Genomic DNA, 8286 nt, shown 5'->3' on the forward strand with positions numbered 1-8286 from the left:
TGGCGAGGTCATCGAGGGCACCACGACCATCGACGAATCCATGCTCACGGGTGAGCCGTTGCCGCAGGAAAAAGGACCGGAGGATGCCGTGACCGGGGGCACCGTGAACCAGACCGGCAGCTTCGTGATGCGCGCCGCAAAGGTAGGCGCCGATACCTTGCTCGCCCGGATCGTGCAGATGGTGGCCGATGCGCAACGCACTCATGCGCCCATTCAGCGCCTCGCGGACAGAGTCTCCGCCTGGTTCGTGCCCGCGGTCCTCGCCGTGGCGCTGGTGACGTTTGCCGTCTGGAGCCTTATCGGGCCCGAGCCTGCATACAGCTTCGGGCTCGTCGCGGCGGTGTCGGTATTGATCGTCGCCTGTCCCTGCGCGCTGGGTCTGGCAACGCCCATCTCGGTGATGGTCGGCGTCGGCCGCGGCGCGCGCGAAGGCGTGCTGATCCGGGAAGCGCAAGCCCTGGAAACTCTGGATAGGGTTGACACTTTGGTAGTCGACAAGACCGGCACGCTCACCGCGGGGCGGCCCGAGTTGCAAACGGTGGAGACCGTGAATGACTGGAACGACCACGAGCTTCTGAGTCTCGTCGCGAGCGTGGAGCGCGCAAGCGAGCATCCGCTGGCCGCGGCCATCGTCACCGGAGCGCAGCAGCGCGGTGTTGATGTCAGCACGGTGAAGGATTTTCAGTCCATCACGGGTCAGGGGATTCGCGGCACGACCGGCGGTCGCGAGATACTGATCGGTAACCATCGCCTGTTGCAGGAGGCCAAGGTTGACCCCGAAATATTGACCGGACGCGCGAAGGCCTTGCGTGGTCAGGGCCAGGTCGTAATCCTGGTAGCGGTTAATGGACGGCCCGCGGGTCTGATCGGCGTCACCGATCCGATCAAACCTACGGCGCACGAGGCCTTGCGAATATTGCGGGACGAGGGCATTCGCGTGGTCATGATAACGGGAGACAACCGCGTCACCGCCGACCACGTTGCGCGCGAGTTGGGGATCGATGAGGTGCACGCTGACGTGAGGCCGGAGGATAAGTGCCGGCTGGTAAAACAGCTTCAGGATCAGGGACGCATCGTCGCCATGGCCGGCGACGGCATCAACGATGCACCGGCGCTCGCGCAGGCGCAGGTCGGCATTGCAATGGGTACGGGCCCTGATGTGGCGATGGAAAGTGCGAGCGTGATTCTGATCAAGGGCGATCTGCGCGCGATCGCCCGCGCGCGACGCCTGAGCAGCAAAACGATGCGCAACATCCGTCAGAATCTCTTTTTCGCATTCATCTACAATGCGCTGGGGGTGCCGATCGCGGCCGGCGTGTTGTATCCCGTGTTCGGCATTCTGTTGAGTCCGATGCTTGCCGCCGCCGCGATGAGCCTGAGCTCGATGTCGGTCATCGGTAATGCTTTGCGGCTGCGCCACGCCGAGCTTTGACGGCGCTGTGTCTTCGGTCGAATGGCCATTTGGCTATGAGCAAAGGGATCAGCTTGCTTGAGGCCAAGGACCTCTGATTAACTTGCCGCCTGTCATTTCTACGGAAGGGAGAAATCCGGCTTTGCCGTCCCGAACGAAGTGAAGGGTCTCTCGCTTCGCCCGTTTACCGCCTAGGATTTCTCGCTTCGCTTCGAAATGACACCAATCCTGAACTTCCATCACACATGCATCAGCACCACATGAGCGAATGCCATCACGTCCATACCTTTGGCCAGGAGGCGGTGAGGCCGGGCGAACGTCGCACGTGGATCGTCATTGGCCTGACCATCGTCACGATGCTCGTCGAAATCACCGCCGGCCTGGTCTACGGTTCCATGGCACTGCTGGCCGACGGGCTGCATATGGGTTCGCACGCCACCGCGCTCGGGATCGCCGCGTTCGCTTATGTTTATGCACGCCGCTACGCGCACGGGGGGGCAGGGCTGAGGTATATTTGGTTCACGTCCGCAGGTACGGCGCCCAGTAACCATGGCTGTTGCAGCGGTCAGCGTAATGGAACGGATCGCGGCATCGATGCCTACTAGCGTCGGGAGCGTGTCGGAATGGCGGTGGTAAACGGGCTGGTTCCCCGGTGCGCGAAAATTCCGGCGCATAGGTGTGCGCTGCACCTGTTGTTCGCGTCGTTCGTGGTCACCGTGCTGATGACACTGCTGGCGGTAAGCTCACGCGCCGCAGACGCTTACCCGGATGTTCCGGATCGCTTCCGAGTCGGCCTCCTGAACTGGGAGCAACTGAAGGAGGAGGCGGATGGCCGACGGCTACTTAGCCTGTTTACTGATTTCACTGAAGCCAGGGCATTTCAAAGCTGGACATTCAAATTGGTGGCGCTGCCCGCCGGGCGCAGACGCGGTCCACGAAGTGTTTCGGTTGTTGAACTGCGAGTAAGCGACATAGCCGGGAGCGCTTCTGTTGGCCGCTATTTTCACCGTGCGTGGTTGAGGTTACGCAATGCAAGGTTCGCACGCGGCGATTCCCGCCGGGTGCGCGATTATTCGCGGTACGTCAGCAAAGACCCTGCGGTGAGCCGGCGATTTCGCAGAATCTCGTCGGGATCAACCGTCGATGGGTAGGTTCGCGCAAGCCGTCTTTGCGCGGAACGGCTGCGATAGACGACACTTGGTCCCGGTTGGGGCATTGACTGCGCGGTGCGGCTGGTGGCGGTTTGCATCGATCGATTCATGGCGATTGGTCCTGTCGTGCGTCCTAACAGGGTGTTTGCAAATGACAGGCCAACCACGCCGGCAGCATCGTTCGTAAAGAAAAACGGCTTAAATATTAGCATTTAGCTTGTGTCAGGCTTGGATGGAAACCGTGATGTCGTCGGTTGACGGCAACAGTATTTCGCGTCAGCGGCAATATGCCGTGGGCGCGGCGCTGGAAACGCCGCGAGTAGCACCGTGCTGATAGAGATGCCTCTGTGCTGTGGCTCAGGTGGCCGGACACGGCGCCAGCAGCCGCTACGCCGGCGTCGGATAGTAACGACGCAGATCGCGAGAATGGGAATCCAGAATCGGCATCCCGGGTTTCGCTTCGCTCTACCGAGGCTACGGCGGGCGCGGCGCCGGCCCCGGTCGAGCGGCCAATTACCAGCAGCAGTATCTGGATGTTTTTTTGTGATCGCGATTCTGTACGCGTTTGCGGAAGGGACGTTCTACAACTGGGCCGTGATCTATCTGCAGGAAACCAAGCGCTTGCCGATGGCCGTGGCCGCGGCCGCGCTGTCGGTGTTCTGGGCGGCGATGGTGGCGGGCCGTCTGACGGTGTCGATCGCGGTGCTGCGCCTGCCGGCCGAGCGCATCTGGCTGGTGCTGCCCGTGCTGATGATTTGCGCGTTCCTGGCGCTGCCGTACGCGAACACACCCGCGCTCGGCATCGGCCTGTTCGCGCTCGCGGGGCTCGCGTGCTCCGCGTTTTTTCCGCTGACCATCGGGCTCATCTCCAGACGCTTCGAGCAACACGTCGCATGGGTGTCGTCGATGATCATCGCCGCGCTGATGGTCGGCGTGGGCCTGGGCGCATTCGTCATCGGCCTGCTGCGCAGCCAGCTTGCGCTGGAGCAACTTTACCGATTTTCCTCCTCTGTATCCCATGCTGGTGCTGGTGCTGGTGCTGGTGCTGGTGCTTGCGGTGACGCTCATTCGCAACCGCGCGCCGGATCGTCCGCGCCGACATCGGCTTTTCCCGCGCGATGACGTTGGCAAGAGTTTATTTGAGGCTCGTCGCCCTGGCGCCAGCGGTGGCAGTTGCATTGGAGAAGATAGACCATTCGGCGGTCCTGATCGCGAGGTTCAGGCGCTCGCCATGTACGTAGGCGCTGAACTCAAAAAAGTCCCCGTTGCGGAGCGCGCCGATCCTGCTGTACACGTTAAGCAATTTAATCCCGCGCAGGAATTCCAGTAACCGCCAGGACGGCACGACGCTTCTCACCTCGCCGCGCATCTCGCCATTGAGACACGCGTGATAAACGGTGAAGCGACTTAACGCCGGGGCATCCGCGGCGCGCACAAGATGAGATGCAATGGATTCCGCCTTTAATGGAAACATGGCAAGTGTGCTTTTCCTGTATTTAATACTCTGCAAGTCTAGTCGTACCACGGCTGGTTTCTATCTTGAATGCGACTCTGGCGTGCCTGCCATCGCCATGGAAAAATACACATCGATAATCGTTCGCCGCCCGATCGGCGCCTGACGCGGCGGTCTATGTCGCGGCTTCTGGGGCAAAAATTTGGGCAAATGTCGGTACAGTGTCTCAGTTAGATCGATGCAAGTCGCTTTTAAGACGTAACGCGGGCGGCGCGCAATTAAAATCTCAATTGTGTAGGGTGGAGGGGGGAAACATGTGCTTCACCCAGTTTTTTGGGCACTACAACCGAGTAGAGGAACGACATCATGGAGCACATCGAACCAGTGGAATCTGATTACAGCACAGTTGTTACCCAGGCTGGCGCCGACCCGCATCTGGTCGTGGTTGACGACGATTACAGCGATCGGTTACTGGTTAACGGTCAACGCGGCGTACCCGTCAACTTGCGTCAGAGCGGCGACAGCGGCGCACGCATAGCGATCTCCACCCGCATTCGCAAATCGCCTTACTGGCACTTGTCGCAGCGCCACGGCTGCTACGCCTACGAAGTTTACAACCACATGTATCACCCGCGTGCCTATGTGAAACCCGAGGACGGGGGTCTGCTCAAGGAATATGTATATCTCACTAACGACGTGACCTTGTGGAACGTCGCTGTCGAGCGGCAGCTTCAGATCAAGGGCCCGGACGCGCTGGCGTTCGCCAACCTGCTGGTGACACGCGAGCTCACCGACAAATGCAAGGTCAACCAGGCGCGCTACGTGATTCTGTGCAACGAGCACGGCGGCATCATCAACGACCCGGTGTTGCTGAGAGTGGCCGAAGACGAAATCTGGCTGTCGATCTCCGACTCCGACGTGCTGCTGTGGGCGCAGGGCGTCAACTACATGGCCGGCTACGACGTACAGATCACCGAGCTCGATGTCGCGCCGTTGCAGATTCAGGGTCCGAAGTCCAAAGCGCTTATGCAGAAACTTTTGGGTGACGGCGTGCTGGACATTCCCTACTACGGCCTGTGGCCGACCACACTCGGCGGCATGGACGTCATCGTCTCACGCACCGGTTTCTCGGCGGAGGTCGGCTACGAGATCTACCTGCGCGATGCGACCGTCAACGCGGACCGGCTGTGGAACCGTCTCATCGACGCGGGTAAGGAATTCAATCTGCAGGTGATCGCGCCCAGCCATATTCGCAGGCTGGAAGCCGGCATCCTTTCTTATGGTCAGGACATGGATATCGAGACCAACCCGTTCGAAGTCGGCCTCGACTGGCAGGTGGATCTGACCAAGCCCGACTTCATCGGCAAGCAGGCTCTGCTCGCGATTGCGAACCAGAGCGTGTCGCGGCGCCTCGTGGGTCTGCATTTCGGCGGCGAACCGATCACCTGGTATATTCCGGATTTCTGGCAGGTCAGCGACACCGCGAACCAGCAGCAGGTCGGCTATGTAAGCAGCGCCTGGTATTCACCCAAGGTCGGTTGCAACATCGCGCTGGCCATGATGAACGCGCCGCACGATGCGCCCGGCGGCCTGGTTGCGATCGAACGCGAGCAAGGCGCGCAGTCGGTCGAGGCCAAGGTCTGCAAGTTTCCGTTTTTCGACGCGGCCAAGAAACTGCCGAAGTCCTAGCTCGCACAACGCCTTAACAGGCAACACGCCATTCCCTCCCCTGCCGTGGGGGAGGGCCAGGGTGGGGGGCTTGACCATGTATCACGCGCGTCTCTGGTCGGTGCGCCATGCGCGCCTGCTCGAAGCGTTTTACCAATGTTTTGAGAAAGTCCTGATCCGGCTGCATCCGCTATTCGAGCGCATCGGCTATCAGCGCCTCGAACAGCCGGTTGCGGCGACGGAGAAAGTCGTCAAAGGCTTTCTGTTCGACTGCCGAATGTGCGGGCGCTGTGTGCTCAGCAACACCGGCATGTCGTGCCCGATGAATTGTCCCAAGAATATGCGTAACGGCCCTTGCGGCGGCGTGCGGCCGGACGGTTTCTGCGAGGTCAAACCCGACATGCGCTGCGTGTGGGTCGAAGCCTGGACGGGCAGTCAGCGCATGCGCGAGGGCGCGGCCATCGAGTCCGTACAGATACAACTCGACTGGCGCCTGCAGAACAGCTCAGCGTGGCTGCGAGTCGCGCGCGAGAAAGGTGAACAACGTGCAGGGAGTCTCTGAGCATGTCATTTCGAGGGCAAGCGAGAAATCCTGCGTGGTCGCTGTGAATATGAGCATGGATTTCTACGTCGGAACAAGATCCCTCGTCGCGCTGCTCCTCGGGATGACAAACTGAGCGGACTGGCCAGCGTCTTAATGCGCCTGTCACCATGACATTCAACGACGAACCACCGGAGCGCGGGACACCTCTATCAATCCGTCCCGGACATTCATCGCCGGGGCGCCTGGAGCGTGTGCTGCGCGCGGGGAATTTCGCGGTTACCGCCGAACTGTCGCCACCCGATTCGGCCGACCCGGAAGAAGTCTACGCAAGAGCGCGCGTGTTCGATGGTTTCGTCGACGCCATGAATGCAACCGACGGCGCCGGCGCCAACTGCCACATGTCCAGCGTCGGCGTGTGCGCGCTGTTAAGTCGCGTCGGTTACAGCACGGTCCTGCAGGTCTCCTGCCGCGACCGCAACCGCATCGCCATCCAGGGCGATGTGCTGGGCGCCGCCGCGATGGGTGTCGCCAGCATCCTTTGTCTCACCGGCGATGGCGTGCAGGCCGGCGACGAACCCGAGGCGAAACCGGTATTCGATTTCGACTCGGTGTCGCTGCTGCGCGCGGTGCGCATCATGCGCGACGAATCGCGTTTGCTCACCGGCCGTAAGCTCGCTACTCCGCCGCGCGTGTTCATCGGCGCCGCCGCCAATCCCTTCGTGCCACCGCACGATTATCAGGTGTTGAAGCTCAACAAAAAGATCGCCGCCGGCGCGCAGTTTATCCAGACGCAGTATTGCTTCGATGCTCCGCGCCTGAATGAATTCATGCGTGAAGTGCGCGCGCTCGATCTACACAAACAGGTGTTTATTCTGGTCGGCGTAGGCGTGCTGTCATCGGCACAAGCAGCGCGCTGGATACGCAATCATGTGCCCGGCGTGCACATCCCCGATGCAGTGATCGAACGTCTGGAACGGGCTTCGAATCCACAAGACGAGGGCAAGCAGATCTCAATCGAAATCATCCGCGAGATTAGAGACATCGAAGGTGTGGCCGGCATCCACGTCATGGCCTACCACCAGGAGCACACCATCGCCGAGATCATCGAACGCACCGACGTGCTGGAGGGACGGGTGTGCTGGTTCCCGGAGTGTGACGCGACACAAGCATGCCTGAGCGCAAGCGCTAAGTGAAAATCAGCGGCCTTACTACCCACGCGATGTTTACTGAGTAAGACCCTATGAATTTTAGGCTTACCAATAATTCGCCAGATTGCGTAACTGCATGAGCAGGCAAAAAACTTTGCCAGTCGATTGCTGCTGAAGGGGCCACGATTTCTGTCGTCTAATTAGCGTTGGGCTTCATCCACTACCTCTCCGCCCCCTTGCCACACGATACTGCTCGTAGTATCGTGATGCTCCATGAGCAAGGCTGGGAAGCTTGTAGACCGGATGCGAGCCAATCCGCGGGATTGGCGGATGGAGCCGCTAGAGACGGTGGCAAAACGCTACGGCATCGAAGTACGGAAAACTGGCGGCAGCCATTTTGTATTCCTCCACCCGGATTCATAGATCGCGGTCACGGTGCCGTTCAAGCGGCCCATCAAGCCGGTTTACATTTATCAGTTCCTTGCTCTGATTGATGACATCGGAGCAGAGACATGAGCAAAGCCTTTGACTATTCTTTTGAAATGCGCCCGCTTTCTGAAGAGGAAGGCGGTGGTTGGTTGATTACATTTCCTGATTTGCCCGGCTGCATCTCCGACGGCGAAACGCCTGAAGAGGCCATTGGCAATGGAAAGGATGCTGTTGTCGCGTGGGTCGCGGCCATGCAGGAGTCCGGAAGAGAAATTCCAAAGCCGGGCGAGGCCCCGAGTGGAAAGTTCATCGCCCGCGTACCGCGAAGCATTCATGCTCGCTTGTCGGCCCGCGCCAAGCAGGAAGGTGTGAGCATGAACGCGCTGGTATCCGCATTTCTCGCGGAGAGTTTGGGGCGCCGCGAATCTGCAAGTCACGAAACCCAACAAGGCGCTGCAGCCGACGCGGTACAGCCGCGGGCT

Annotated in this window: 9 protein-coding genes; 8 read left to right on the plus strand and 1 reads right to left on the minus strand. The window is 60.3% G+C overall.

The genetic code is table 11. From position 1 onward, the window contains the following. The 4 genes from H0V34_13755 to H0V34_13770 form a co-directional block, all read left to right on the plus strand. A partial coding sequence (locus H0V34_13755; GenBank protein MBA2492704.1) for a copper-translocating P-type ATPase occupies positions 1-1432 on the plus strand: 1432 nt, incomplete at its 5' end. Positions 1433-1656: 224 nt separating this feature from the next. Beyond that, the gene (locus H0V34_13760) at positions 1657-2016 is read left to right on the plus strand and encodes a cation transporter (protein MBA2492705.1); all 360 of its coding nucleotides are present in this window, start codon (positions 1657-1659) and stop codon (positions 2014-2016) included. Between the two features lie 18 nt (positions 2017-2034). Beyond that, a complete protein-coding gene (locus tag H0V34_13765; GenBank protein ID MBA2492706.1) occupies positions 2035-2562 on the plus strand; it encodes a hypothetical protein in 528 nt (175 codons plus the stop codon). 543 nt (positions 2563-3105) lie between these two features. Further along, on the plus strand, positions 3106-3684 hold the full coding sequence (locus H0V34_13770; GenBank protein MBA2492707.1) for a hypothetical protein: 579 nt from the start codon (positions 3106-3108) through the stop codon (positions 3682-3684). Between the two features lie 13 nt (positions 3685-3697). Here H0V34_13770 and H0V34_13775 read toward each other — a convergent pair whose 3' ends face one another. Beyond that, on the minus strand, positions 3698-4036 hold the full coding sequence (locus H0V34_13775; GenBank protein MBA2492708.1) for a hypothetical protein: 339 nt from the start codon (positions 4034-4036) through the stop codon (positions 3698-3700). 345 nt (positions 4037-4381) lie between these two features. On the opposite strand from H0V34_13775, the gene H0V34_13780 reads away from it, so the two are divergent. From H0V34_13780 to H0V34_13795, 4 genes are all read left to right on the plus strand, one after another. Next, entirely contained in the window at positions 4382-5704 is a 1323-nt protein-coding gene (locus H0V34_13780) for an aminomethyl transferase family protein (GenBank protein ID MBA2492709.1), read from the plus strand. A 76-nt stretch (positions 5705-5780) separates the two neighbouring features. Next, positions 5781-6245 (plus strand): methylenetetrahydrofolate reductase C-terminal domain-containing protein, encoded by a 465-nt coding sequence (locus H0V34_13785; GenBank protein ID MBA2492710.1) that lies wholly within the window; start codon positions 5781-5783, stop codon positions 6243-6245. A gap of 149 nt (positions 6246-6394) precedes the next feature. Beyond that, positions 6395-7420: a methylenetetrahydrofolate reductase gene (locus H0V34_13790; GenBank protein ID MBA2492711.1), complete on the plus strand. Its 1026-nt coding sequence runs from the start codon at positions 6395-6397 to the stop codon at positions 7418-7420. Positions 7421-7887: 467 nt separating this feature from the next. Then, a partial coding sequence (locus H0V34_13795; protein ID MBA2492712.1) for a type II toxin-antitoxin system HicB family antitoxin occupies positions 7888-8286 on the plus strand: 399 nt, incomplete at its 3' end.

Source organism: Gammaproteobacteria bacterium (genome assembly GCA_013696315.1).
In the GTDB taxonomy this organism is placed as follows: domain Bacteria; phylum Pseudomonadota; class Gammaproteobacteria; order JACCYU01; family JACCYU01; genus JACCYU01.

Excerpts from the sequence above, each read along its gene's own strand:
- H0V34_13760 (MBA2492705.1), top strand. The coding sequence starts at position 1,657 with ATGCATCAGCACCACATGAGCGAATGCCATCACGTCCATACCTTTGGC.
- H0V34_13765 (MBA2492706.1), top strand. The coding sequence starts at position 2,035 with ATGGCGGTGGTAAACGGGCTGGTTCCCCGGTGCGCGAAAATTCCGGCG.
- H0V34_13775 (MBA2492708.1), bottom strand. The coding sequence starts at position 4,036 with ATGTTTCCATTAAAGGCGGAATCCATTGCATCTCATCTTGTGCGCGCC.
- H0V34_13780 (MBA2492709.1), top strand. The coding sequence starts at position 4,382 with ATGGAGCACATCGAACCAGTGGAATCTGATTACAGCACAGTTGTTACC.
- H0V34_13785 (MBA2492710.1), top strand. The coding sequence starts at position 5,781 with ATGTATCACGCGCGTCTCTGGTCGGTGCGCCATGCGCGCCTGCTCGAA.
- H0V34_13790 (MBA2492711.1), top strand. The coding sequence starts at position 6,395 with ATGACATTCAACGACGAACCACCGGAGCGCGGGACACCTCTATCAATC.